This is a genomic window from Williamsia sp. D3 (assembly GCF_000506245.1).
In the GTDB taxonomy this organism is placed as follows: Bacteria; Actinomycetota; Actinomycetes; order Mycobacteriales; family Mycobacteriaceae; genus Williamsia; species Williamsia muralis.
On the sequence record NZ_AYTE01000030.1, the window covers coordinates 41756 to 67727 of the forward strand.

Here is a 25972-nt window from a genome sequence, read left to right on the forward strand (position 1 = left end):
TAGGCTTCGGGCTGTGTCCGTGGCCCCTTCTCCAGATGACGAGGTCATCTACCGGACCACCCAGCTGATCACCTACCTCGGGAACAAACGACAGCTACTCGGTTTGGTCGACGACGCTCTGGCGTCGGTCCAACAACGGCTCGGCCGGCCCCTGGTGACACTCGATGCGTTCTCGGGTAGCGGCGTGGTGTCCCGGCTCGCCAAAGCCCGGTCGGACGTCGTGATCAGCAACGACCTCGAGAGCTACGCTCGCGTCATCAGCGAATGCTATCTGACCAACAAAGGCGAGATCGATGACGAGGCGATCCGGTCCGCCGTCGCCGAGATCAACGCCGAGGTCGAATCAGGTTTCCGCACAGACGGTTTCATCGCCCGTCACTACGCACCCGCCGACGACAGCCGAATCGCGCAGGGTGAGCGGGTCTTCTACACCACGGACAACGCCCGTCGACTCGACGCGTACGTCGCGCTGATCCATGCCCGGCCGCAGCCGATGCGGTCGCTGCTCCTCGGACCGCTGCTCTCGGCTGCGTCCGTGCACGCCAACACTTCCGGGGTGTTCAAGGGCTTCTACAAAGACCGCGGAACGGGCATCGGGAGGTTCGGTGGTACCGCCGCCGACGCCTTGGGCCGCATCACCCGACAGATCGTCCTGACCCCGCCGGTCTTGAGTGTTCACCACGCCGAACGCCAGATCCTGCAGGCCGACGCCGCCGATCTGCCCGACCTCATCGTGCCGGTGGACGTGGCCTATCTCGATCCCCCGTACAACCAGCACCCATACGGTTCCAACTACTTCATGCTCAACCTGATCGCCGAGAACCGGGAGCCCGCGCAGATGAGCCGCGTATCGGGCATCCCGCGCGACTGGAATCGCTCGGGGTACAACGTGCGGTCCACCGCCGGCCCGTTGCTGGCACGTCTCATCGACGACCTCGACACCAGGTTCGTCCTGATCTCCTACAACGACGAGGGATACATCTCGCCGGAACAGATGCGTGAGATCCTCGCTGATGTCGGTCCGGTCACCGAGATCACGCAGCGCTACAACACTTTCCGTGGTAGTCGAAACCTCGGCGGTCGGAACACCCACGTCACCGAGCACCTGTATCTGGTCGAGAAGACCTGACCGGCCGACCGCTGCGACCGTTTTCCCGTAACGTCGGTGCGGTGCGAAATGTGCTGCAGTCGGTCCGCAATCAGGTCCTGTCGCGCGTCGACAAGATGATCGAGCCGTACCCCGTACACGACCTCCCCCACGGCCACATGATTCACCTGCCGGGGCGTGGCTCCACATTTGTCACCGACTCCGGACCCAAGGACGCGCCGGCAGTCTTCCTGCTGCATTCGGTCCTCACCACCGGCCTGCTGTGCTGGTATCCGCTGATCCCCCAGCTGAACCAGGAGTTCCGGGTGATCACCCTCGACCAACGCTGGCATGGCCGCGGTATCCGCAACAAGCCTTTCGACCTCGACGACTGCGCAGACGACGTCGCCGCGCTTGCCGACGTCCTGGGCATCAACACCTTCACGGTCGCCGGCTTCTCGATGGGAGGCGGTATCGCGCAATTGGTCTGGCGACGACATCCGGGCCGGGTCACTTCAATGGTGCTGTGCTCCACCGGGCCGTTCTTCGGCAGCCACGACCCACAGCGGCAGACCAACATGTCGAACATCGGCAGGTTGATGAAGTTGATCCATCCACCGCATGTGCAACCCCAGGCCGCCAAACTCGACGACCGTTCGGTGCCCGACACCGTGTGGGCGCTACGCCAATTCCTCTCGACCCCGGTGTCGCGGCTGGGCACCCTCGGAGACGGCATGAGCTACTTCGACTCTCAGCCGTGGCTGGGCGAGATCGATGTGCCCACCGCAGTCCTGCTCTCGCTGAAGGATCGTGTGATCCCGCTGTGGCGCCAACAGCTGCTGACGGACAACATCCCCGGTGTACTCACCGTCGAGGTGAACGGCGGACACGCGTGCTGCGTGCTCGAAGCCGACGAGTTCATCCCGAAGTTCCTGGACGCAGCACGGCGCGTCACCGCACACGTGAAAGAGACCGCCCCGGTCTAGCCCGGCGGCATCAAGGGGTCACGGATCGCAGGCTTCGAGCAGCGCCTTCACCTCGTGTTCGAACGCGTGCATCAGCGGCCACGGGTCGGGCACGTGCTCTTTGCAGGCGATGGCTCCGATGTTGAGGTGCCCGTTCTGCGAGAAGACGGTGATGTTGACGCCCGAGCCGTGGAACACCGGCCCGAGCGGGTACATCGCGTCGATCTTGGCGCCGAGGTAGTACAGCGGGAAGTCGGGCCCGGGAACGTTGGAGATGACCAGGTTGAAGACCGGCGGGTGATGCTCGGCCAATTCGTTCGACGAGTACAGCTTCATCGCCAGACCCATCGTGGCAGGTGGGATGAACTGCGCCCAGCCACGCAACAGGTTCGAGTCCATCGAGCCGTGATGGTCCTTTGACTTGCGCACCTGCTCACCGATCGTCGTGATGCGCTCCACCGGATCGGCCACGTCGGTGGCCAGCTTGGTGAACATGCCGGTCACCTTGTTGGTTCCCTGAGTGACGAGGTCGTCGTCGTTGTCGCCGTGCACCGACACCGGGACCATCGCCACCAGCGGCTGTTCCGGCAGTTCACCCCGGTCGTCGAGGTAGTTGCGCAGCGCACCGGCACACACGCTGAGCACCACGTCGTTGAGTTTGACCCCGAAGTGATCCTTGATCCGTTTGAGGTCGGTGAGTGACACCTGTGTGTAGGCGATGCTGCGATGTGGGGTGATCGACCTGTTGAACGGCGTCCGTGGAGCCCGGAACGGAGCCGGCATGGCCTCACCGCGCAACGCTCGCGACACCCACTCGAACGGAACCTGCGCGGTCTTGGGCAGCAGCCGCGCAAAACTGAGCGGCCGCCTGGCGATCTGGAGAGCGCCGTCGGCGGCGAGGCCTAGGAGCGAGGAGTCGCCCGCGGTGCGAGACAGGGAAACGTCGTCGAGTTCCGGTGGTTCCGGTGTGAGAGTGCACAATTGGGCCAGCAGGTCCGAGGCGGTCACGCCATCGACACCGGCGTGGTGCATCCGGAGCAACACCGCGATCTTGCCGTCGGCCAGCCCCTCGATGACCCACATCTCCCACAACGGCTTGCTGCGGTCCAGTGGGACCCCAGCGATGTGCGCGCAGAAATCGGCGAGCTCCTGCTGACCACCGGGCGCGGGCACCGCCACCCGGTGCACATGCCGTTCGATGTCGAAATTGCGGTCCTCGACCCACACCGGATGGTCGAGGTTCAGGATCGAGTCCCGCACCTTTCGACGGAACGTCGGCAACGCCCCGATCCGTCGTTCCAGCTCGTCGCGCATCTTCGCGAACGAATAACCCCCTTGCACCGTCTCGGGATCCAGCTCGATCAACCCGATGATGTGCATCAACTGCGACCGCGTCTCCAGATACAGGAAGGACGCGTCAAGACCACTCAACCGTTCCACGTCTAACACCTTTCGAAGAAAAGTTGCTCCACCCCATTGACCAGTCCCACTCTGCTCGCACCGGCAGAGAAATACCTGTGGTTCTGCGATAAGGGCAGACGCCATAAGGTGGACGCATGCGCATTGGTGCCCACGTACGACAAGACAACGATCCCATCGGCAGAGCCGAAGAACTCGGCGCCGAGGTGTTGCAGATGTTCGTCACCGATCCACAGGAGTGGGGTAAGCCTCATCCGCACCCCCTGGCCCAGCAGATCCGGGACTCCCCGATCGACGTCGTGGTGCACAGTTCGTACCGCATCAACGTCGCCAGCCTCAACAACAGGCTGCGGATGCCGTCGCGGCAGGCGGTCATCAACCAGGCCCAGGCGGCCGCCGACCTCGGCGCATTCGGGCTGGTCGTGCACGGTGGACACCTCCGCGACGACGAAGACGCGGCAACCGGATACGAGAACTGGCGCAAGCTCTTTGAGCGGGCCGCCGACAAGGGTGGCTTCCCCGTCCCGATCCTCATCGAGAACACCGCCGGTGGTGACAACGCGTTGGCCCGCAGCCTCGAGAACATCGAGCGCCTGTGGGAGGCCGTCGGCGATTTCGACAACGCCGGCTTCTGCCTCGACACCTGCCACGCATGGGCCGGAGGCGAAGACCTCGTGGACATCGTCGAACGGGTCAGGGCGATCACCGGCCGCATCGACCTGCTCCACCTGAACAACTCCCGCGACGAGTTCGACTCGGCCCGCGACCGGCACGCCAACCTCACGTCTGGTCACATCGATCCCGACGTTCTGGTGGCCGTCGCCAGGGCCGCCGACGCGCCGGTGATCTTGGAGACCCCCGAAGAGGGTCTCGCCGACGACGTGCAATATCTACGCGAAGCCCTCAGCTGAGGATTCAACGCTCACCGGTCACACCGTGGATCTCGTTGCGGATGGCCTGCATCCGCTGATCGAGCACGTTGGCGGTGCCGGCCGCGACGGTCAGTTCGTCGAGCAGGTGGGCCGGCACGGTGCGGTCGTACTTGTAGTAGATCTTGTGCTCGAGGCTCGCCCAGAAGTCCATGGCGATGGTCCGAACCTGTAGTTCCACCTTCACCGGCAATTGGCCGGTGCTGAGGTTCACGGGCGTCTCGACGATGGTGTGCAGGCCGCGGTAGCCATTCGGCTTGGGCTCTGCGATGTAGTCCTTGGTCTGTAGCGTCCGCACGTCGGGCTGCGCGCAGAGCAGCTCGGTGAGCCGGTACGCATCAGAGATGAAGCTGCAGGTCACACGCACGCCGGCGATGTCGTCGAGACGGTTGGCCAGCGATTCGGGGTCCACCGGGATGTCGCGGCGTCGGGCCTTGGCCAGCAAGCTCTCGGGGGTCTTGACCCGCGAGCTGATGTGCTCGATCGGGTTGTAGTCGTTGAGGTAGGCGAACTCGTCGCGCAGGATCTCGATCTTCGTGACGATCTCGTTGATCGCAAACTGGAACGGCAGCATGAACTTTCGCAAACCGTGACCGATCTCGATGAGATCAGCCGGCGCCAGATCACGCTCCACGCCTTCGGCGGTGAGCCATCGGACCAGCGGTGTGTTCGCGTGGCCTGTCTCATCTCGTCCGGGCAGATCAGTTCGGGGCAGATCAGAGCGGTCGGTCAGGTCGGTCATGTGTCCATCGTGCCTGAGCCGTGCGGCATACTGACCCACATGCGGCTCGGGGAGGATCCGGCATCATGACCGTCACACCGCAATCTCCGGAGTTGCGTCGCGAACTCGGACTCTGCGACGCGGTTGTCACAGGACTCGGCGCGATGCTCGGCGCGGGTATCTTCGTCACCCTCGCCCCAACCGCGGGCGCTGCCGGATCCGGCCTGCTGATTGCGCTGGCCATCGCCGCCGTCGTCGCCTACTGCAATGCGAACTCGTCGGCGCGACTGGCCGCGCAGTACCCGTCGGCAGGCGGGACCTACGTGTACGGCCGTGAGCGCCTCGGCATGTTCTGGGGTTACCTCGCGGGCTGGGGTTTTGTCGTCGGTAAGACCGCGTCGTGCGCGGCGATGGCGCTGACCGCCGGTTTCTATCTGTGGCCCGAGCACGCACACGCCGTTGCGGTCGCCGTGACGCTGGCACTGACCGCGGTCAACTACGTCGGAATCCAGAAGTCGGCGTGGGTGATCCGGCTACTCGTTGCGGTTGTGCTGATTGTGCTTGTGTCCGTGGTGGTCGCAGTCGCGGCCTCACCCGATGTCGACGCCGCACGCCTCGATCCCACATCGGGTCTGTCGGCGACCGGTCTCCTCGAGGCCGCGGGCTTGTGGTTCTTCGCGTTCGCCGGTTACGCCCGCATCGCCACCCTTGGCGAGGAGGTGCGCGATCCGGTCCGCACCATCTCGAGGGCGATCACGATCGCGCTGGCGGTGGTGGTGGTGATCTATGCGCTCGTGGCGGTGGGGGCGCTGGCCGTCATGGGCGCCGGTGCGCTCAGCGACTCGAACGCCCCGCTGGTGGACGTGGTGCGCGCTGCGGGCGCGCCGGCCCTGGTCCCGGTGGTCACCATCGGCGCGGCCCTGGCTGCGCTCGGCGCGTTGCTCACCTTGATCCTCGGGGTTTCGCGGACCACGCTCGCGATGGCTCGCGACGGCAATCTGCCCCGTGCCCTCGCAGCGGTCCATCCCCGCTTTCACGTCCCTCATCGCGCCGAGGTGGTCGTCGGGATCGTTGTCGCGGTGCTGGCCGCGACGTTCGACGTACGCGACGCCATCGGATTCTCCGCGTTCGCCGTTCTCATTTACTACGCCATCGCAAATCTGAGCGCTCTCACTCTCGAGGGTCCACGGGAGTGGTGGCGTAAAGCTGTTCCGGTGGCCGGGCTGATCGGCTGTCTGGTGCTCGGATTCAGCCTGCCGGCCACCTCGGTGATCGCGGGGGTGGGCGTTCTCGCGATCGGCGCCGCGCTCTATGGGCTGCGGTTGCTCCGCCGCCGGTCAACCGCAGATCACTGATCGCCCGCGCAGTGGTGCAAATCATCTTTTCTCTTCGACACAGCGTTTGTGCGTCGTGGTATGCGGATGTATATTTGAGTTGTTACTGGTGAGTAACTTAGCGTGCAACGAGCCCATGGGCGCTCACTCGCCACTCTCAACGGCAGTTTTACGATTGCAAAGGATTCTGCAATGGGGCATTACAAGAGCAATCTCCGCGACCTCCAGTTCAACCTCTTCGAGATGTTGAAGCTCGATGAGGTCCTCGCGAGTGGTGAGTTCGGCGATCTCGACCGCGAGACCGCCATCGACATGCTGCGGGAGGTGAACAACCTCGCACAAGGCCCGCTGGCCGACTCGTTCACCGAGTCCGACCGCAACCCACCGGTCTTCGATCCCGAGACCCACTCGGTCACCGTTCCAGAGGCCTTCAAGAAGTCGTACAAGGCCCTGACCGACGGCGGCTGGGACAAGCTCGGCATCGACGAAGAACTCGGCGGCCTGCCGACCCCGCGGTCGCTGTACTGGGCCATCGGCGAACTGATCCTCGGCGCCAACCCGGCCACGTTCATGTACGCCGCCGGCGCCGGCTTCTCCAACATCTTCTACAACAACGGCACCGAAGAGCAGAAGAAGTGGGCTGCCATCAGCTCCGAGCGCGGCTGGGGCGCCACCATGGTGCTGACCGAGCCCGACGCCGGTTCCGATGTCGGCGCCGCCCGCACCAAGGCCGTCAAGCAGGACGACGGCACCTGGCACATCGACGGCGTGAAGCGCTTCATCACCTCCGCCGACCAGGACATGACCGAGAACATCATCCACCTGGTGCTGGCCCGCCCCGAGGGCGCACGGCCCGGCACCAAGGGACTCTCACTGTTCTTCGTGCCCAAGTTCCACTTCGACCACGAGACCGGCGAGCTGGGCGAGCGCAACGGCGTCTACGTCACCAACGTCGAGCACAAGATGGGCCTCAAGGTATCGGCCACCTGTGAGCTGACCTTCGGTCAGCACGGCGTCCCCGCCAAGGGCTGGCTCGTCGGCGAGGTGCACGACGGCATCGCGCAGATGTTCGACGTCATCGAGCACGCACGAATGATGGTCGGCACCAAGGCAATCGCGACTCTGTCCACCGGTTACCTGAACGCACTCGAATACGCCAAGGAGCGTATCCAGGGCGCCGACATGACCCAGATGACCGACAAGGCCGCACCGCGGGTGGCCATCACGCACCACCCTGATGTTCGCCGATCGCTGATGCTGCAGAAGGCCTACTCCGAAGGCCTGCGCGCGGTGTACCTCTACACCGCATCGCACCAGGATGTGGTTGCCGCACAGCTCGTCTCAGGTGCCGACAAAGAGATGGCATTCCGCGTCAACGACCTCCTGCTGCCAATTGTCAAGGGCGTCGGCTCCGAGAAGGCATCCGAGCAGCTCATCGGATCGCTGCAGACCCTCGGTGGCTCCGGCTTCCTGCAGGACTACCCGATCGAGCAGTACATCCGCGACGCGAAGATCGACTCGCTCTACGAAGGCACCACCGCCATCCAGGCGCAGGACTTCTTCTTCCGCAAGATCATCCGCGACAAAGGCCAGGCACTGGCCCACGTCGCCGGACAGATCAGCTCGTTCATCGAGTCCGAAGCGGGTAACGGCCGGCTCAAGGCCGAGCGCGCTCTGCTCAAGACCGCACTCGACGACGTCCAGGGCATGGCCGCCACCCTCACCGGCTTCCTCATGGGAGCCCAGGAGCAGCCGACCGAGCTGTACAAGGTCGGACTGGGCAGCGTTCGCTTCCTCATGGCCGTCGGTGACCTCATGATCGGCTGGCTGCTGCTGCGCCAGGCCGAGGTCGCCCTTGCCGCACTCGACAACGGTGCATCCGAAGCAGACACCGCGTTCTACAACGGCAAGATCGGCGTCGCCAGCTTCTTCGCCAAGAACGTCCTGCCCGAACTGACCGCCGCACGCGGCATCATCGAGAACATCGACAACGACGTGATGGAGCTCGACGAAGCCTCCTTCTAGTCCGAAGCGTTGAAAAGAGTGGGCCGCACCGTCAGGGGGCGGCCCACTCTTTTCGATTGTTCCTGCATCGCGCGCGGCCCAGCCCTCCGCTCACGGGTGAACGTAATGAACTCAAAGTGCGACCGCTCCGGCGCCGGCCGCACACTAGGGGCATGCCCTCCACGATCGCCCGATCCGTCACCCCCGAACTGTCCCGCTCGTGGATGTTGGTCAACGCCGCCCAGGGCGACTTCGACGCCGCCGCCAGATCGGACGCCGACCAGGTGATCCTCGATCTCGAAGACGCCGTCGACCCGCGCGGCAAGGGCGCAGCGCGCGAACGGGTGTGTACCTGGCTCGACACCGCCACGGCCTGGGTACGGATCAACGACAGGACCACGCGGTTCTGGTCCGACGACATCGACCGGCTACGCGGAGCACCGGGTCTGGCCGGTGTGATGCTGGCCAAGGCCGAGACTGCCGCGCAGGTGAGCGAGACATTCGACCGCCTCGGCGGCCACACCCCTGTCATCGCACTCATCGAGTCGGCGGTCGGGGTGGAGAACGCCGTCGAGATCGCCCGCGCCCGCGGCGTCCTGCGCCTTGCGTTCGGCAGCGGCGACTATCGCCACGACACCGGCACCGCTGCAGACGACGCCGTGATGGCGTACCCGCGGTCGCGGCTGGTGGTGGCCAGCCGGGTCGCCGAATTGCCAGGCCCCATCGACGGTCCGGCGGTCACCGACGACGCGGCCGTCCTGGAGGCGAAGACAGCGACATCGGTCGCGTTCGGACTCACCGGAAAACTGTGCCTCAACGCCTCGCAGCCGGCGGTCATCAACCGCGTCGCCAGCCCCAGCTCGGAAGACACCGCCTGGGCCACCGACTTCCTGTCGGAGTTCGAGGCCCGCGGCCGGGTGGTTCGCGACGGCAGCGATCCGCCCCGCCTCAAGCGGGCCGAGAAGATCGCGCGACTCGCCGCCGAATACACCAGCTGACACACAGAAATCGTCCCCCTGACCGCGCACCGAGGGAGCAATTCCCTCAGCGGCCGTCCAGGGGGACGATGTTGACCGATCCCTAGCGCACGAGTTACTTCGGTGGCATCCGGATGCCGCCGTCGACGCGGATGACCTCTCCGTTCATGTAGGAGTTGGTGATCAGTTCGATCACCATGGACGCCAGTTCGTCCGGGGTACCGAGCCGCTTCGGGAACAGGACGTTCTCTCCCAGCTTGGCCTTGAACGCCTCCGACTCGGGACCCGTTCCGTAGATCGGGGTCTCGATCAGGCCGGGGGCAACGGTGTTGTTCCGGATGCCGGCAGCGGCGAGGTCACGTGCCACGGTGAGGGTCAGGCTCACGATGCCGCCCTTGGATGCCGAGTACGCAGCCTGGCCGATCTGGCCGTCGAACGCCGCAACGCTGGCCATCGACACGATCGCGCCCTTGTCGCCGGTTTCGGTGGCCTCATTGCGACTCATCGCGGTCGCGGCCAGCCGGGTCGCGTCGAAACTGCCGATCAGGTTGATGTTGATGACCTTTCGGAATGCGTCCAGGTCGTGGGCCGACGAGAACTCGCCGTCACGCCCGATGGTGCGCTGCGCCGAGCCGATGCCCGCCGAGTTCACCAGTGCCCGAAGCGGTCCCAGCTCGGTCGCCTTGTTCACGGCGGCCTCGATCTGCTCGGTCTTGGTCACGTCGACGCTGACGAACACCCCGTCGATCTCCTTGGCGAGGGCCTCACCCTTGTCCGCCTGAAGGTCGGCGATGACAACCTTGGCTCCCAGTCCGGCGAGCTGGCGCGCGACTGCGGCGCCGATCCCCGATGCGCCACCGGTAACTACTGCACTTGCTCCATTGATATCCACGGACGCAGCCTACGACCGAGCGCTTGCTCGGTTCAAGTGTTTGCGTAAGGCCGCGCCGGGCGAGCAATTCATCAGGTGCCAAGCCCGTTGGTGAGCCTCGCTAAGCATAGGCTAGCCTCATCCCATGTTCCGCCGAGTCCTAGCTGTGTTCAGCATTCTCGCCCTTCTGTTCGTGGCCGCCTGTTCCGATGAGAGCGATCAAGAGCAATCCCCGACATCCGGTACGTCGACCGGCGCGTACCCGGTCACCGTGGCCACCAAGTTCGGCCCGGTGACGATCGAGAAGCCGCCGACCCGGGTGGTCGCTCTCGGATGGGGCGACGCCGAGACCGCGCTTGCCCTCGGTGTGCAGCCGGTGGGAGCAAGCGACTGGCTCGACTTCGGCGGCGAGGGTGTGGGCCCATGGGCCGAGGGACTCTACGACAACCCGCCCGAGATCATCGGAACCCGGGAGCCGTCGTTCGAGCAGATCCTCGCACTCGAACCGGATCTGATCCTCGACACCAAGAGCTCGGGAGACCAAAAGAGATACGACACGTTGGCCGAGATCGCCCCGACCGTTGCGTTGCCCGCCGGCGCCGACAGCTACAAGACCACCCTCGAACAACAGGTGACGATGGTGTCGCAAGCACTAGGAGTCCCGGAGAAGGGAACCGAACTGGTCGAGCAGCTCAATGGCCGGTTCACCGAAGTTGCCGGGCAGAACCCCGAGTTCCGCGGCAAGACGGTCACCGTGGCAGCTCGTTCCGGGACGGGGTGGGGCGCTTACTCGCCCGACACCGAACGGGTCGAGTTCCTCGTCAAACTGGGCTTCTCACCCAATCCCGCCATCGATCCTGCTGACGCCAAGGGATTCTCGGTCCCCATTGCGGACGAGAACCTGCGGTTGCTCGACGCCGACATGGTGGTGGTCTTCCCGATCCAGCGCACGGCCGCCGAGGTGGAAGGCGACCCGCTGTTCAAGTCGGTGCCCGCCGTCGCCGCCGGCCGCTACCTCGTCTTCGACGACCTCACGATCTCGCGGGCCTACTCGACGAACTCGGTGCTGTCGATCCAGTACGCGCTCGACACGGTCGTGCCCCTGATCGCCGAGCGCGTACAGTGACGCACCGCTCGGCCGCCCGTTCCTGCAACATTTAGCGTCTGACGAGCGGGATCACAAGGGGCGTATGCGATTCCGGGTCGTCGATGATCCGGCATGGGAGGCCGAACACATCGCGGACAAGATCGGCCGTGATGATGTCGGCCGGTCGACCCTCCGCCACAATGGCACCGGCCTTCATGGCGATGATGTGGTCGGCGTAGCGGCACGCATGGTTGAGGTCGTGCAACACCGCGACAAGCGTTCGACCGCCCGTCTTGTTGAGCTCGGCACACAACTCGAGCAGGTCGATCTGGTAGGCGATGTCCAGGAACGTGGTCGGCTCGTCGAGCAGCATCAGCGGAGTCTGCTGTGCCAACACCATTGCCACCCAGACCCTTTGACGCTGTCCGCCCGAGAGTTCATCGACCAACCGCCCCGACAGCTCGGTCACTCCGGTCGCCGTCATCGCCTCGATCACGGCGGATTCGTCGTCGGCCGACCACTGCCGGATCAACTTCTGGTGGGGATAACGCCCGCGGGCGACGAGGTCGGCGACCCTGATGCCGTCGGGCGCGATGGATGACTGCGGCAGGAGACCGAGCCTGCGCGCCACCTCTTTGGCCGGATAAGAACTGATCGCCTTACCGTCCAGCAGCACCGAGCCCTTGGTGGGGGCCAGAAGTCGCGAAAGAGCCCGCAGCAGAGTCGATTTGCCGCAGGCGTTGGGTCCGACGATCACGGTGAAGGCGCCGTCTGGGATGTCGACGCTCAACGATTCGCTGATCACCCGCTTGTCGTAGCCGATGGTGACGTCCTGAGCCTGCAACCGGGTGTGCACCCCGTCGCCGCGAGGGGTCGCGGACGGTACTTCTTGGTCCGCGAATTTGCTCATGTCCACTGTTCGCACCTCGTCATCGGACGTCTCGAGATTGTTGGGTCATTGGCGACGCGCCTCTCGGGCGAGCAGCCACACCAGGTAGAGGCCACCCACCGACACCGTGACAACTCCCACCGGAAGCTGGGTGGGTGTGAAGGCGCGCTGGGCGATGAGGTCACTGGCCACCAATAGCAATGCGCCCATGACCGCCGCCGGGAGCATGGCCACGCCCGGCGTGCGGGTCAGCCTCCGGGCCAATTGTGGTGCGGCCAGCGACACGAAGGCGATGGGGCCCGCCGCTGCGGTCGCAACGGCGGTGAGCGCGACACCGAGGACGATCAGCACCAATCGCGTCGGTTCCGCGCGGATGCCCAACGCCTTGGCGGCGTCATCGCCCAGATCGAGCATCGGCATCCGGTAGGACGCCAGAACCAGCAGCGGGGTGAGGACCGCCAACAGGATGAGGGCAGGGCGGGCCTGCGTCCAACCCAGTCCGTTGAGCGATCCGGCACCCCACACCGCCGCAGACATCGCATCCTCGAGGTCCGCTCGCAGGATCAGCCAGGCGTTCACCGACGACAGGACCGCGCTGATGGCGATTCCCACGATGATGAGCCGAAATCCCTGGACACCACGCTTGAAGGCCAGGAGGTACACCAGGAGTGCGGTGATCATGCCTCCGACCAGTGCGCCCACCGCGGTGTCGTAATAGCCGCCGCCACCGATGATCAGCAGAACCACCAGTGCGCCCGTATAGGCGCCCGTGTTGAAGCCGATGATGTCGGGGCTGCCCAACGGGTTTCGGGTGATCGACTGGAACACCGCCCCGCTGACGCCCAGTGCGGCCCCGAGGATCAGCGCCAGCAGCACCCTCGGCATCCGCCATTCCATCACCACGAGCTCTTCGATCCGGGATCCATTACCGAAGATCGCCTGAACCACCCGGTCCGGGGACACCGGGTAGTCCCCGGTGCCGAGCGCAAAGACCGCAACCACCAGCGCAGCGGCCACCAGCATGACGATCACGGCCACGGCGCGAACGTCGATCCGCCCCGACAGCGTGCCACCCTGCACGCGCAGCACGGCGACCTTACGTCCGAAGTCGATATCGCCAGGAAGCGCCGGCTTGTCCTGGTTCTGCGCGTCGACGCTCACAGGCCGCTCGCCTTGCCTCGTCGAACCAGGAAGATGAGGACGGGTGCACCGACAAACGCGGTGACGATCCCGACCTGCATCTCGCCCGGCCGGATGATCACACGTCCGATCACGTCGGACAGCAGGAGCACGATCGGCCCACCCACGAGCGTGTACGCCAGGATCCAGCGTTGATCGGGCCCGACGATCCAGCGGGCCACGTGCGGAACCATCAGTCCCAGAAAGCTGATCGGGCCGGCGGCCGCGGTGGCGGCGCCGCAGAGCAACGTCACCGCGATGACTCCGATGACCCGGGTGCGGGCCACGTTCGCCCCGAGTGACCGCGCGAGGTCGTCACCCATGGCAACAGCGTTGAGCGGACGGGCGATGACAAACGCGAGCACCAGCCCGACCACAACAAACGGCGCGACCGCACCCGACACCTCGAGTCCGCGACCCGCGATCGACCCCGCATTCCAGAACCGCATCTGGTCGAAGGCTTCCGGGTCGAGCAGGATGAGTCCCGACGTGATGCCGGTGAGCACGGCACCGATGGCAACTCCGGCCAACGTGAGACGGATGGGTGTGGCGCCCCCTCTGCCGATCGACCCCAGCGCGTACACGAAGACCATCACCACCACCGCACCGGCGAATGCGAACCAGATGTACGCCCAGATGCTCGCCACTCCGAACACCCCGACCGCCAGGGCGACGGCGAACGCGGCGCCGGCGTTGACGCCGAGAATCCCGGGATCTGCCAACGGGTTTCGCGTGATCGCCTGGATGAGGCTCCACCGATCCCCAACGCGACCCCGACGATCAGGCCGAGGATGGTGCGCGGGATACGCAGGTCGCGAACGATGATGTGGTCGCCGGAGTTGTCGTACGACCACAGCGCATCCCACACCGTCGAGAACGGCACGTCCTTGGCGCCGATGGCGATGCTGAGCATACAGACCGCGGCCAGGACGACGACCCCGGCAACCCAGCCGAGCATCCGCCTGGTGTTGGTCTGCGCCAATCCCTGAGCACGACGGCGCGCCGCCGAACCATCTGCGCTCTTTGTCAGGTCCACCCGGAGGCCGGGGTCGGCACCGACAGTCACGTCCGAGCCCGGCACGCGTTGTCCTGCATCTCAGCCCCATCTATCAGTAGGTAATGCTCACCTTAGTGCCAATAGCAGGGTCCCATACCGCAGCCCGCCCGTTGTCGGCATCGTCGCAGTTCGGGCGGCTTTTGAAGCGTCGCGCCGGAGCCTCCCGTTCGGCAACTTTGCGGCAACTAACCAGGTTTACAGATAGGCTAATCTTCCGTTACCGCCCATCTCGACCGGCCACTTCGTGCCGTGACCGCAGCCCACGAAAGGCCCACTGCTGATGCCCGACTCGAACGCGGCGCAGCCGTTCTCGAAGACGGCTTGGCCCATGCTCCTGCCGTGGCTCGAGGAGTACCGGTCAGGGCCATCGATCCTCGCCAGCGACGAGCTGATCCCCAACGCCTGGCTGGACGGGAGCCCAGCAGAGGCATTGAACGCCAACAACTTCCGTCGCTTCTGCGAACTCGTCGCGCTGCGGCATGTGACCGACCGCGCGGACATCACACTTGCCGACGACTTCCCGACTGTCTCCGGAGGCACGCCCGTGGCCGCGCTCGAGTTGGAGCCGGACGCCGTCTCAGCGTTGCACGACAACAGCATTCGAGACGTTTCGAATGTCCTTACACACTCGGCCGGCCACCTCTTGCACTTGCCTGGGGTCGGCCGTGCCATTGTCATCGACGTCGTCGCAGCCCTGGTGGCCGAGGCGACCCGGGCACCGCACGGTGAGGACAACCGGAGCGGCGGCCGGGTACTGGCAGATCCTCACCTGCTCGAGTTCATCGAGTCCGTCGATGAACGCGACCGCGTGATCCTCCACGAGCGCATATTCGCGGCCAAGCCCCGCACCCAGGCCGACCTGGCCAAGGAACTCGGGTTGTCGCGCGAGCGAGTGAACCAGCTCGACCGAAGTCTGCGGCTGCAACTGTCGGAGACCGTGGAGAGTTCGGTGGACCTGCGCCGCTTCTCGCCGAGACGGTGGCACTGGCCGATCCGGTGGCGGACTCTGCCCGGGTGGCCGAGACCCTGCCACTCTTCGCCACCGCGATACCCGCGCTCGGGGTCTCCGTGGGACAGCTGCTCATCGCCGGATCGAACGACCTTGCCGGCGTGGACGGATGGATCATCAGCCGAACCCCCGCGCAGATCGCCGACCTTGTCGAAGACGTCCTCGATGCGCACGCGGGTGAGGAGGCGCTGGTCCCGGTCGGCATCGTGGCCGCGAAACTGAACCTGTCGGAGTCCGAGGCGACGAGATGGTTGAACAGCAGCGGATTCACCGTGCTCGACGACCATGTGGTCAAAGGCTCGACGTCCACTGCGGATCTGGTGTGCGCGGTCTTGTCGATCGCCGGAGCGCCCCGCACATTCGAGGAGATCCTGACCGGACTCGCCGGCAAGCCACGCTCCCGGTCGAGCGTCCGCAATGCGTTGGTCACCGACGATCGGATCGTCAAGACCGATCGCACCACCTATGGACTGCGTCGATGGGGCGGTGATCAGTACCAGCCGGTCCATCGGCAGATCGGCCACATCCTCGACGCTGCGGGCGGCAGTATCGGCATCAAGGATCTGGTGTCGCAGATCAGCGAGAAGTACGACGTCACCGAAACGAGCATCCGGGCGTACGCGGGGGCCGGCGAGTTCGTGACGCGAGATGATGTGGTGACCCGGCGCAGCGAACGCTATGTCCACAGGAAGTCGCCAGCAAAGACCCGATGTCTCTATTGCGAGGGCGACGTCATTCGTTGGGCCACAACGGTGTCCGGCGCGCACCTCAAAGGGTCGGCATTTAACATCCCGTCAGCCCTCGCGGGCCTGATCGGAGTAGGCCCGGGGAATCCGTTGAAGCTGCCGTCGCGACTGGGGCCACAGTCGCTGATGTGGGTGTCCGTGCAGGCCCGAGTGGGAACCATCAAACGCTTCGTCAGCGACCTGGGCCTGGCCCTGGGCGACGAGATCTTCCTCGAGTTCTCACCGGACGGGTTCGACGTCGTACGTCGCTCGGTAAGCGAGTCGGCAGAGCCGGTCGATCAGATCTTTGCTCTGCTGGGCCACCGGAACCCTGCGCCGGCTGATCGCGACGACCTCGTCGCGGCAATTGCCACGTCGCTCTTCCTGCCCGACGACTCGGATGTGGCAACCGTCGTCTCCACACTGGAGCACCGCAAAGAGGTTGAACTGGCCGCACTCGTCACCGCAGCTCTGAGCTGACGATTCTGCGTGGTTGACAATTCGGCGGGGTCTTCAGGAGACCGGGCGCAATTCTGCTGATCTCCGGCCGTAGCCGGCATGATCCGCAGGATGCCGGTCGGCAAGACCAGACCGGTAGACAGGCGGGTCATCGCAGGTCTGACGAGTCAGACCCCGGCGGCGCAGCAGCACATCGGGAAGCACCTCACCGTCGGGCAGGACCATCCGCGGGCGCCTCGGGCCCCAGGTCCAGGGGTCTGCTGCACGCATCAGGTCGTGCATGACCAGCGGCGGGGCGAAGACCACCGACACGTCACCCTCACCCAGCGCATCGTGCACCGTCACGGAGTCATGCACGTGGTCGACAACATGCACGCAGGAACCCGACGCTGCGCAGGCGAGTACCAGCATCACTGCGGAGGGGCAACTCCACGGGCCACAGACCACGGCACGAGCGTCCTCATCCAGGTCGAGATCGGTTTGCAGGCCCCCGATACGTTCGGCCACTTCTCCGTTACCCCAGAATCGGAACCCCAGGTCGTTGAGGATCAGACCGCCTTCGGCCTGCAGGGGCGACCGCGGCGAAATTGCGATCAAACGGAACTCTTCTGCCACATCAAATGTCGGGGGTATTCGGTCGCCGCACATGAGCCCGACATTCTCTTCGTGAAGAAAGTCCTCCGCGCAATGCGTGAGAACAAAATGCAGGTCCAGTCCGGCAGCAGCGGTCACCGACGTTTCGTCATAGGGATCGATCGGCACCACCACGGCGTTCAACCGCACCAATGCGTGGAATGCGAGCAGGAACTCCCATCCGCCGCCTACACAGACACCAACCCTTTGACGTGCGCCGATACCCCGCGACGCCAGGTCTTCGCCGAGCCACTGCACTGATTCATCAAAACGCTCGAAGTCGGTCTCGTGCTCACCGCACGCCACGGCCGGGCGGCCGAAATGGCGAGCAACGGTGTTGTCGAGAAATGTGTTCAGCTGCGCCGCACCCATTGGATACACCCCTCTTCCAAGTAGCTTCGCAAAGCTCAATTCGAAGCCGAGTCGGAAATGGCCTGCATTCACCCGGCTTACGTGGGCCTCCACCCACAATTGAGGTAAGGCTAGCCTTGGAAGAGTTCAAAAGTCTAGACGGGTTATCAATTCGCTCGGTATTCGACGACGTACGCGCCCCACCCCAGTGGCCCGACGTGCAGTGCGCCGACACCGACCGAGTTGATGAGGGCGCACATTTCGGCCTCCGTGCGAGAGCCCGACCCGAACACACACATCCGGAGAAGATCTTCTTCCGTCTCGTAGTCGTTTGTCGTCTCCGGGTCCATCAGCCGAGTCGGGATCACCACCCGGCCGGCAGACTCCGCGTACGCCGTCAGCGCAACCGCCGCGTCACCGTCGGGCAGGGTCTCTACGACGCCTGCCGCCACGAGGAGGTCGACCTTCGTCTGCAGCGGCGCGACGTGACTACCTGCGACGCGCCTGACCAGAGGCCGCCTCTCGGTGGTCACGTCCCCGAGCATGCGCTCGGTGAGCGACGGCATGCCCACAACACTGATCTCGAGCGACGGATACGCGCGCAGCATCGCGTCCACGTAGGGACCACCGCCCTCGCCGACGACTGCGACAGTGCGCACACCGTCGAACGAGATGGCCTCGGTCAACGCCGGCGCGAGATACGTCGGCCATTCGACCATCTCACCGTGAAAGTCATCGGCCCGGTCGGGGTCAATCGTCCAATCCTCGACCGACAAACCCCCGATTCCGACCGGATCACCGGTTCGCACCACGTCGAGAAGTCGGAGAAACGACAGCTGCATCTGCGTCTCGGCGGAGTCCATCCGCAATCCCTCGACCCACGGGGTGTCGGGGTCGGCGAGCACCGCGCCCACGTCGCTGAGTGAGTAGATGTTCCCCTCTCGGACCAGCAGGCCCATCACCACGAGATGACGCACCAGCTTGTGCAGCGGGTCGGGACGTGCCCCGCAAGCAGCGGCGATGTCCTGCACGGTGACCGCACCCGCGTCGACTTCTGCGAACACCCCCAGCGTCACTGCTGCGCGTAACGCACATGCAGGCAACAGCTCCGAATACTCGTGGACGCGCTCGAAGGGGTCCGGCGCCTGCGTGGCGACGTCGATGACCTCGGGATCGCCCGCGACGGTGGCGACCGCTCGCTCACGCCAGTAGCCGGCGATGTCGGTGAACTCCTTCGGTATCCCCTTCTCTCGCTTGGCCCATCTGCGGAGCGGCTTGATCACCATGGCCTCCCCCGCGACCCACAGGTATGGCTGACCGTCACGCCACGGGACCGACTGGAGTGTCTCGGCCAGCCGCGACCTGCCCTCGGCCTCACTGCGATACAGCCAGGTGATGTGTACCTCTGCGGCGCTGGGTAATTCCTGATGATGTGAAGGGTCTGCCACTTCGATCACCACCGTCGCCGGTAGCGATGACGGCAGCATCTCGAGGCAGTGCCCGATCGCAGGCAACGCCGTCTCGTCCCCTCCGATCAGCATCCAATCGGCTGCTGTCGGCAGTCCCGCCGAGTGCTTGGGGCCGGCGACCAGGATCTTCTCCCCCGGCACCACACGACGGGCCCACGTCGAGGCGAGTCCGGTCTCGTGGAGGGCGAAGTCGATGGTCAACTCGCCTGCACCAGCGTCGAAGGCGCGCACGGTGTATGTACGGGTGTACTCGAAACTGCCCGGCGTCCAGTCGATCAGGCCCGCACCGGTGTTACGGGGCACCTCGAAGGGGAACCCTCCGGTGACCGGGTCGGGAGGCATGATCTTCACGTCGTCGTCGAATCCGCTGGTCTGCACCGGGGGCAGGACAACACCGTCGCGTGTGTGCTCGCCGATGGCCGGACCTCCGAGAACCACACGTCGCATCCCCGGCGTCACGTCCCACACACGCAGAACATCGAACTCGCGCAAGCAGATCGGGCTCACTGTCAGATCGCGCACCGAACCGGCCACGGCTCCTCCTTCGTCGGTCGTGCCACACTCACGGGTTCAGGGCGGCGGCCCAACGGTCCGCCATGTCGGCGGCGTCCAGGCCCAGAACATGTAATTCCACGCGATCCCCGTGGATCGCATACCGGCCGACCACTCCGTAGAGCGCCTCGAAACCCTCCCGCCGAGCGGGATCGGCGAGCGGGCCGAAGACTCGGGTCAGCAGCACTCCTGCAGTGGGTGCCCGCCGCAACTTCTTGCGTCCGACGCTGTGCTGGAAGCGCCACAAGTCGTACCAGGGCGCATACGGTGGCCGTTCGAACCCGTTGACCCCCGGCCACACCGGGTACACGGCGGTGAACGCACCCGGTAGGCCGTCGTGTGCGTCGGAATGAACGTCGTTCCCGTACAGATGGTTTCGCAGGTTCCATTCGAGGTCAACCGTGCGTACGGCCGATGGCCCTTGCGCGATGGCCGCGACGAAGGCGGCCTCCACTGCTTCGGCAGACCTGTCCATGTGACCGGGCAGCTTCTCGACACGTACGACGAGTCCAGCGTCTCCGTCCACGTGTCCGTCCACGTCGTCGGCTGACGGCATGCCGAGCAGCAGATCGATGGAATCAGCCAGTGCGGCATCGGCATCGGCAGACTGGGCACGTTCGGCCAACGCGACCGTTGCGTCCGCGGTGGACCCCACGGTCGGCGCACCGGAGTTGGATCCGTCCAGCAGTGCGGCCAAGCGATTTGTCACCTGGTGGACGGTGAACCGGTCTGCGACCACCCCGTGTACGGCCACGATGAGGTGGGTGCCCTGCGAAGACCGCAGGAGTGCGACATGCAGTGGCCGTCCTGCCGTGATGTCCACCCGCTCGACCACCTGGTCACGCGCTGCCCTGACAGCACCTTCGGCGTTCGTACCGGACTGGTCCAGCGTCGCAACGCTTTCCGACGCCAATTGGTCTGCGTACGGGAGTGCGTCGGTGTTCCACAGCAATCGGTGACGTGGGTTCACCTGCCACCGCAGGCACTCGAACTCGCGGAGCACCGTGTCGACCGCCGACGCCAACTGCGCGGGCTCCACAGGGTGCGGCAGATCGATGACCTCGGTGAGCACGTGCTGCTCGATGTCGAGACCGGACTGACGGAGCCGATGTTGCTCAACCGGGGGAACCACCGGCACGGGCTCTGGTCGCACGGACGACTCGGTCGTATCGTCGGGTGCCACGGTTCGACCCTCTGCCAATCGCGCCGGCGCGCGCAGCGCGAACACGTCACCGATGGTGAGGTCCAGACCGCGCTGCCCGGCCCGCCGAACCACCGCGATCGAGGAGATGCTGTCGCCTCCCAGGTCGAAGAAGTCGTCGTCGACACCGACCGCAGGCAGTCCCAGCGCCTCTGCGAATGCCGACACCAAGATCTCCTCGGCGGCGCCACGGGGCTCTCGCGATGCTGTGGTCAGTGAACTGAAATCGGGTGTCGGCAGCGCCTTTCGGTCGACCTTCCCGGTAGGCGTGAGAGGTAGGGCGTCGACGACCAGCACGATCGGTACAACGTGTACAGGCAGAACAGCGGTCACCGCGTCGCGAACCGTCCGGCCGTCCAGGTGCGCGCCCTCTGCCGCCGTCACATAGCCCACCAGCCGGCTCGACCCGCCCGTTTCGTGAACCGTTGCAGCCGCCGCGGCCACACCGGGTACAGCGGCGAGCGCGGCCTCGACCTCCTCGAGTTCGACGCGGACGCCGTTCACCTTCACCTGGAAGTCCCGGCGGCCCAGATACTGCAGCAGGCCGTCTGTGGTCCAGCGGGCCAGATCGCCGGTTCGGTACAGCCGGGTGCCTGCCGGGCCGAAAGGGTCGGCCACGAACGTGGCAGCAGTCAGGGCCCGCCGATCGGCATAGCCTCGGGCCACCTGCGCCCCGCCGACGTACAACTCCCCGGTCACTCCAGGTGACACCGGACGTAGCCAGGGGTCGAGCAGATAGACCTGGCTCCCCGGCACAGGTGCGCCGATGGTGATGGGTCCGGCGATCGCAGCGGATCGCGAGGAGAACGCGACGTCTCCGGCCACCTCGGAGGAACCGTAAGAGTTGATCACCGTTGCACCCGGTGATGCCCGGTTGATCTCGTCAACGACAGCCGAGGACAGCGCCTCACCGCTGCAGATCCATTGCCGGACAACACCGACCCGTGCCGCTCCCACTTCGGCGACGGCCCGCAGCAGGGTCGGCACCCCGGTGAGTTGGGTGATGCCGTGACTCTGCACCAGGTCCGCCAGGCGGTCCGCGTCGTTCGACTCGGATTCGTCGGCGATCACCAACCGACATCCGGCCAACAGCGCACCCAAGATCTCGGTGGACCCGTCGATGAAGCCGATCGAACTCTTGGCGAGCCGGACACCTCCGAGGGGACTGTTGCCGTCGGTCCAACTCGCAGTGGACCATTCGAGACGGTTGACCAACCCGGTGTGAGATCCCACCACAGCCTTGGCGTTACCGGTGGACCCCGAGGTGTAGATGACGTAGGCGGCGTGATCCCCGCGCAGCTCGGTCTGCCTGTCGGCGGCGCCGACGGGCCCTGCCGGCAATGCTGACATCCGGCCGTTGATCGCGACATCGTCCAGACAGATCAGCTCACCCGGGACGTCGACGCCGGCCCTCCGGAGCGTTACCGCACTTGCCTCGGTGGCCAGAACCACGGTCGGGGACGAGTCGGACAGGTGGTGGCTGATCCGCTCGGTCGGATGACGTGGATCGATCGGGACATACGCGCCACCGGCAACGATCACGGCGAGCAGCGCGGTGACCAGATCGGGCGAACGCGGGAGGAGCAACGCCACCCGGGCCTCCGGGCCGACGCCCGACTCGATCAGCAAGCGGGCCAATCGATTGACCCGCTCTCCCAGCTGACCGTAAGTCAGGGTGACGTCACCCTGAACCAGGGCCGCCAGCTCCGTCGATTCGGCGATCCGACGTTCAATGAGCTCAGCCACCGAGCGCGGCAGTTCCGCAGTCTTCGACGGCGGGTTCCAGGTGTGCACCACGGTGCGATGGTCAACCGGGGACGTCGCGGTGATCGCGCGAAAGGCGTTGGTACCCCGATCTGATCCGGTGACGATCAGCTCCACCACACCGAGGTAGAGATCCGAGAGCCGGTCTGCCACCGCGTCGTCGATAGCCGCCCGGTCGTTGGTCAATGCCACCGACACCGACTCGTGCAGCGTGACCAGCGCAGTCAGCCGGTAGTGAGGGGCCTGGACGTACTCGATGGCCCCGAGTCGCAGATCGCCGACATCTTCGGGACGTTCGAGGTTCTCGATTGAGAACAGGGTGTCGAACAACTCGCGAACACCCAACGCCGAATGGAGATCCAGGAGCGGAACATGTTGGTGGTCGAGCACTTCGGTCTCCGCGCGGACGAAGTTCTGGACCACGTCGTCCATGGTGTCCCGCTTGGTCCAGCGCACCCTGGTGGGCACGGTGTTCAGCAGCATCCCGACGATCCGGTCGATGCCGTCCACATCTTCGCCACGACCCGCTGTGGTGGAACCGAACACCACATCGGTCCGACCCATGACGCAGCCCAGCAGAACACCCCATGCCGCGGTCATCACGGCACCCTCGCTGACCGATCGTGATCGGGCGTACGCCGTCAGGGCCTGCCGGTGATCGGGCCCCAGCGTGCGACGGCGCCGACCGAAGCCACTGCCCGGACTGCGCGGCAGGTGGTCGGAGATCAGTGTCGGATCTCCGATGTCGGCGAGGTGGTTCTTCCACGCTTCCACCTCGCTCTGTGGGGTTCGCCCCTGCGTCCACCACCTCAGGAAGTCGCTGAATTGCGGTGCGCTGGAGTCGAACGGTTCGCCGCGATATGCGGCCGTGATGTCGTTCCAGATCAGCGCGACCGACCAACCGTCGGCGATCAGATGGTGCACCGTCTGGATGAGCCGGTACCGCCCCTCCCCGATGGTGATCAGGGTGTAGCGCATCAGCGGCGGCCGAGTGAGATCGAACTTGCGGCTGCGTTCCTCAGACGCAACCCTGTCCACGAATTGCGCTGCCTCCAGCGTCGATTCATCAACAAAACTCAACGTCCGGAACTCCGGTGCGGGCGTCGACCCCACGGTCGAGACGACCCGGCCCGACCGCGTGGTGCGAAAGCCCGCCGCCAGTGCCGTATGGCGGCGGATCACCACGTCTGCGGCCTCGGCGAGCCTGTCGACATCGAGTGGCCCGGACAACTCGACGATCTGCTGAACCATGTAGGGGTCGTGATCATCCACCGCAATCGAATGGAAATAGATGCCGGATTGGACGGCTGTCAGCGGCAGCACCTCACGCAAACCATCTACCTGGGAATGGATCTCGTCCGACTCGTCGTCCTCCAGTTCCACTCGAGGCGCGTCGGTTGTCGGGGCTGTCGTCGTCGGACCCGCCGCTGTGAGTGCCGTGGCCAGATGTTCGGGCGTGCGGTGAGAGACGATGTCCTGTGAGCGCAGCCTGAATCCCTCCGGCCGCAGCGCCAGGGCAACCTTGACCGCCACGATGCTGTCTCCGCCCAGAGCGAAGAAGTCGTCATCGACGCTGACCTTCTCCACCCCAAGAATTGTCGCGAAGATGTCACACAGGAGCTGTTCGTGGGGTGTACGCGGCGCGATGAACGCGCCTTGCCGGGTGGGGGTCATCGCAGGCAGCCCGCGGCGGTCCACCTTGCCGTTGGCGGTGATGGGGAAAGCGTCCAGGACCATCAGGTTCGACGGCACCATATAGTCGGGCAGATTGTCGACGCACCAGGACTGTAGGTTCCCCACATCCACAGTGGCGCCCGGGTTCTCGGTCACATAGGCCGACAGACTGTCGGCGCCGGCGGTATTGCCCGTCAGTGTCACCACCGCTTGCCGCACCTGCGGGTGGCCGGAGATGATCACCTCGATCTCTTCGAGTTCGACCCGCCTCCCGCGGATCTTCACCTGGTTGTCCGCCCGGCCGAGGAACTCCAGCGAACCGTTGTCGCACCAGCGGGCCAGGTCGCCCGTGCGGTACATCCGTGAGCCGTCGGGGTCGAACGGATTGGACACGAACTTCGACGCAGTCATCGCGGCGTTGCCGACATATCCACGGCCGAGCAGGAATCCGGCAGCATACAGCTCACCGCCCACGCCCACCGGAACCGGCTCGAGCTGCTCGTCAAGCACATACAACTGGGTGTGCGGATTGGGACGACCGATCGAGGTGGCGATTCTCTCGGCCTCGTCGCGGTAGATGACGTGCGATACGCCGATCGTCGCTTCAGCCGGTCCGTAGCCGTGATAGAGCGTGGTGGACAGCTGCTGCCGGAATCGCATGAAGAGATCAGGTGTCAGAACCTCTCCGCCACACCAGATGTGCCTGACCGATGCCAGCGCGGACTCCGACCTGGTCGACCGATCGCGATCCAGTGCCAACAGGGTGTCGAGCATCGAGGACACCAGATACAGGTAGGTGACCCGTTCCGAGGCAATCAGATCCAGAAGGTAGTCAGGATCCTTCTCACTTCCGGGCGCCGCCACCACCACGTATCCACCCGAGACAAGGGGCAGCAGTATCTCGTTGATCGAGATGTCGAACGCCAGAGGCGCTTTGAACAGTGAGGCATCGTCTCGTCCGAACATCAATATCTGATCACGTTGCCACACAAGTCGTTCGCAGATCGCCTCGTGCCGGATCATCGCCCCCTTGGGAGTCCCGGTGGACCCGGAGGTGAAGATCACGTAGGCCAACTGGTTCCCCTGCACGCGCAGCGGGGACGCGTCCGGCACACAATCACCGAACCGCCAGTCGGCGAGGCTCACCGAGATCGTCTCCGTGCCCCAGTCCGTGCGGTCGTCGGCAGCTGTCAGTGCGATTTTCACCGATGCGTCGGCGCTCACCTGCCGCCGACGGGTCTCGGGCCAGTGCGGGTCGACAGGAACGAACGCGCCACCGGCTGTCATCGTGGCCAGCACGGAAACGACCATCTCGGCCGAGCGGGACATACCGATGGCGACCACACCCTCGGCGGGTAGCCCCGACTGACGTAGACGTTGCGCCAATTCGCCCACCTTGAACGACAATTCGCGGTACGTGAGTCGGGTACGCCCATCGACGAGAGCAAGCGCATCGGGCGTCGATCGGGCTGCGGCCGCGAACAACTCCGGAACGGTTGCGGTGGTTGTGGGTGTCGTCCGGTCATTCCATCGCTCGTGCAGCTCCGAAATGTCCACCTGGACCGTGGCCGAATCCCCGGGGTGCCCGAAAGTCGTCATGAAGTTTAGGCTACCCT

Annotated in this window: 16 protein-coding genes and 1 pseudogene; 8 read left to right on the forward strand and 9 right to left on the reverse strand. The window is 65.2% G+C overall.

The genetic code is table 11. The features are described 5' to 3' along the window. The first annotated feature begins 13 nt into the window (after positions 1 to 13). Together W823_RS47765 and W823_RS47770 are read left to right on the forward strand one after the other, a co-directional pair. Positions 14 to 1129 (forward strand): DNA adenine methylase, encoded by a 1116-nt coding sequence (locus W823_RS47765; RefSeq protein WP_023960131.1) that lies wholly within the window; start codon positions 14 to 16, stop codon positions 1127 to 1129. Between the two features lie 95 nt (positions 1130 to 1224). Further along, positions 1225 to 2073: an alpha/beta fold hydrolase gene (locus W823_RS47770; RefSeq protein WP_038253867.1), complete on the forward strand. Its 849-nt coding sequence runs from the start codon at positions 1225 to 1227 to the stop codon at positions 2071 to 2073. Positions 2074 to 2091: 18 nt separating this feature from the next. Here W823_RS47770 and W823_RS47775 read toward each other — a convergent pair whose 3' ends face one another. Further along, a complete protein-coding gene (locus W823_RS47775) occupies positions 2092 to 3492 on the reverse strand; it encodes a wax ester/triacylglycerol synthase family O-acyltransferase (RefSeq protein WP_023960133.1) in 1401 nt (466 codons plus the stop codon). 116 nt (positions 3493 to 3608) lie between these two features. Between W823_RS47775 and W823_RS47780 the strand changes: the two genes are divergently transcribed. Beyond that, positions 3609 to 4382: a deoxyribonuclease IV gene (locus tag W823_RS47780; protein ID WP_023960134.1), complete on the forward strand. Its 774-nt coding sequence runs from the start codon at positions 3609 to 3611 to the stop codon at positions 4380 to 4382. Positions 4383 to 4386: 4 nt separating this feature from the next. On the opposite strand, the gene W823_RS47785 is transcribed toward W823_RS47780, so the two are convergent. Next, entirely contained in the window at positions 4387 to 5142 is a 756-nt protein-coding gene (locus W823_RS47785; RefSeq protein ID WP_023960135.1) for a GTP pyrophosphokinase family protein, read from the reverse strand. 65 nt (positions 5143 to 5207) lie between these two features. On the opposite strand from W823_RS47785, the gene W823_RS47790 reads away from it, so the two are divergent. From W823_RS47790 to W823_RS47800, 3 genes are all read left to right on the forward strand, one after another. Beyond that, positions 5208 to 6476: an APC family permease gene (locus W823_RS47790; RefSeq protein WP_031332739.1), complete on the forward strand. Its 1269-nt coding sequence runs from the start codon at positions 5208 to 5210 to the stop codon at positions 6474 to 6476. Positions 6477 to 6647: 171 nt separating this feature from the next. After that, positions 6648 to 8480, forward strand: a complete 1833-nt coding sequence (locus W823_RS47795) for an acyl-CoA dehydrogenase (RefSeq protein ID WP_023960138.1) — start codon at positions 6648 to 6650, stop codon at positions 8478 to 8480. Between the two features lie 152 nt (positions 8481 to 8632). Beyond that, complete coding sequence (locus tag W823_RS47800) at positions 8633 to 9457, forward strand: CoA ester lyase (RefSeq protein WP_023960140.1); 825 nt, start codon at positions 8633 to 8635, stop codon at positions 9455 to 9457. A gap of 94 nt (positions 9458 to 9551) precedes the next feature. Here the strand turns inward: W823_RS47800 and W823_RS47805 are convergent, their stop codons facing one another. Next, complete coding sequence (locus W823_RS47805) at positions 9552 to 10328, reverse strand: SDR family oxidoreductase (RefSeq protein WP_023960142.1); 777 nt, start codon at positions 10326 to 10328, stop codon at positions 9552 to 9554. A gap of 124 nt (positions 10329 to 10452) precedes the next feature. Between W823_RS47805 and W823_RS47810 the strand changes: the two genes are divergently transcribed. After that, the gene (locus W823_RS47810) at positions 10453 to 11433 is read left to right on the forward strand and encodes an iron-siderophore ABC transporter substrate-binding protein (RefSeq protein ID WP_023960144.1); all 981 of its coding nucleotides are present in this window, start codon (positions 10453 to 10455) and stop codon (positions 11431 to 11433) included. 31 nt (positions 11434 to 11464) lie between these two features. On the opposite strand, the gene W823_RS47815 is transcribed toward W823_RS47810, so the two are convergent. From W823_RS47815 to W823_RS47825, 3 genes and pseudogenes are all read right to left on the reverse strand, one after another. Beyond that, positions 11465 to 12304, reverse strand: coding sequence for an ABC transporter ATP-binding protein (locus W823_RS47815; protein WP_051406608.1), 840 nt, complete (start codon positions 12302 to 12304; stop codon positions 11465 to 11467). A gap of 45 nt (positions 12305 to 12349) precedes the next feature. Continuing rightward, positions 12350 to 13444: an iron chelate uptake ABC transporter family permease subunit gene (locus tag W823_RS47820; protein WP_023960148.1), complete on the reverse strand. Its 1095-nt coding sequence runs from the start codon at positions 13442 to 13444 to the stop codon at positions 12350 to 12352. Continuing rightward, positions 13441 to 14420 (reverse strand): annotated as a pseudogene (locus W823_RS47825) (iron chelate uptake ABC transporter family permease subunit). Before W823_RS47825 ends, W823_RS47820 begins: the two are co-directional and overlap by 4 nt. 379 nt (positions 14421 to 14799) lie before the next feature. On the opposite strand from W823_RS47825, the gene W823_RS57380 reads away from it, so the two are divergent. Continuing rightward, positions 14800 to 15750, forward strand: coding sequence for a sigma factor-like helix-turn-helix DNA-binding protein (locus tag W823_RS57380; RefSeq protein ID WP_081729832.1), 951 nt, complete (start codon positions 14800 to 14802; stop codon positions 15748 to 15750). A gap of 1016 nt (positions 15751 to 16766) precedes the next feature. On the opposite strand, the gene W823_RS47835 is transcribed toward W823_RS57380, so the two are convergent. From W823_RS47835 to W823_RS47845, 3 genes are all read right to left on the reverse strand, one after another. Further along, positions 16767 to 17717, reverse strand: coding sequence for an AMP-binding protein (locus W823_RS47835; RefSeq protein ID WP_023960152.1), 951 nt, complete (start codon positions 17715 to 17717; stop codon positions 16767 to 16769). Between the two features lie 146 nt (positions 17718 to 17863). Next, positions 17864 to 19699: a siderophore-interacting protein gene (locus W823_RS47840; RefSeq protein WP_023960154.1), complete on the reverse strand. Its 1836-nt coding sequence runs from the start codon at positions 19697 to 19699 to the stop codon at positions 17864 to 17866. Between the two features lie 28 nt (positions 19700 to 19727). After that, positions 19728 to 25955, reverse strand: a complete 6228-nt coding sequence (locus tag W823_RS47845; protein WP_023960156.1) for a non-ribosomal peptide synthetase — start codon at positions 25953 to 25955, stop codon at positions 19728 to 19730. Positions 25956 to 25972 lie beyond the last annotated feature (17 nt).

Excerpts from the sequence above, each read along its gene's own strand:
- W823_RS47770 (WP_038253867.1), top strand. The coding sequence starts at position 1,225 with ATGATCGAGCCGTACCCCGTACACGACCTCCCCCACGGCCACATGATT.
- W823_RS47780 (WP_023960134.1), top strand. The coding sequence starts at position 3,609 with ATGCGCATTGGTGCCCACGTACGACAAGACAACGATCCCATCGGCAGA.
- W823_RS47785 (WP_023960135.1), bottom strand. The coding sequence starts at position 5,142 with ATGACCGACCTGACCGACCGCTCTGATCTGCCCCGAACTGATCTGCCC.
- W823_RS47790 (WP_031332739.1), top strand. The coding sequence starts at position 5,208 with ATGACCGTCACACCGCAATCTCCGGAGTTGCGTCGCGAACTCGGACTC.
- W823_RS47795 (WP_023960138.1), top strand. The coding sequence starts at position 6,648 with ATGGGGCATTACAAGAGCAATCTCCGCGACCTCCAGTTCAACCTCTTC.
- W823_RS47800 (WP_023960140.1), top strand. The coding sequence starts at position 8,633 with ATGCCCTCCACGATCGCCCGATCCGTCACCCCCGAACTGTCCCGCTCG.
- W823_RS47810 (WP_023960144.1), top strand. The coding sequence starts at position 10,453 with ATGTTCCGCCGAGTCCTAGCTGTGTTCAGCATTCTCGCCCTTCTGTTC.
- W823_RS47815 (WP_051406608.1), bottom strand. The coding sequence starts at position 12,304 with ATGAGCAAATTCGCGGACCAAGAAGTACCGTCCGCGACCCCTCGCGGC.
- W823_RS57380 (WP_081729832.1), top strand. The coding sequence starts at position 14,800 with ATGCCCGACTCGAACGCGGCGCAGCCGTTCTCGAAGACGGCTTGGCCC.
- W823_RS47835 (WP_023960152.1), bottom strand. The coding sequence starts at position 17,717 with ATGGGTGCGGCGCAGCTGAACACATTTCTCGACAACACCGTTGCTCGC.
- W823_RS47845 (WP_023960156.1), bottom strand. The coding sequence starts at position 25,955 with ATGACGACTTTCGGGCACCCCGGGGATTCGGCCACGGTCCAGGTGGAC.